At 44.0% G+C, this 616-nt stretch carries 1 protein-coding gene; it reads right to left on the bottom strand.

What is annotated here, in order from left to right:
* Window positions 1–616 (bottom strand): DUF349 domain-containing protein (locus tag A3738_RS06710; protein WP_197473653.1); only part of this gene is annotated, 616 nt, incomplete at both ends.

Below are 616 nucleotides of genomic sequence, written 5' to 3'. Positions count from 1 at the left end.
GAGCTTCGCGCCATTCGTTGCGAGCTTGACGATTTATTTTTTCTACTGCTTTCCAATCCACTGTTTCCCAGTTGATTTGCTCGACAAATTCAGCAAGTTCAGCGGCAAGCTTTTTACGTTTTTCGAGATTGGCTTTTTTCAGCTCGCCTTGCTCAGAATAATATTCAGCGCATGGTGCAAATGCTGCCTCAGCCGCATTTGAAAAGCGTTGCCATAGGGCAGGGTCTTGCGCGCCGCCAAGACTTTTCCAGCGTTCTTGAAGTTGCTTTATTTGGGCTGACTTTTCTTGAGGATCTATATGCTTATCAATCAGAGCTTCCATCGATTCACATAATCTTTCTTGCTCTGGCGATGCAGCAAAGCCTTGCCAATCTCTCAATTCATTCAGTTGATCACTACGTAGTTTTAGGGCAGATGTGTAGTGATTTTGTCTTTTCTTAGTCAGCTTTTTATGCAGTTTTCGTACTTGTTGAATCTTTTGTTTGGATGCGTTGAGCTGCTTTTCGTCAAGAAGCTTGTCGAGTGCGGTGAGCGATTGGTTTAGCTCAGCTTCAATCTTCGATTGTTCTTGCTCTTTTGCTTGCTCGTGCTCTTCAGATTTTGCCATCACCTCTGA

The sequence above is a fragment of the Oleiphilus sp. HI0066 genome, assembly GCF_001635725.1.
This window is presented reverse-complemented; position numbering and strand designations above follow the sequence as displayed.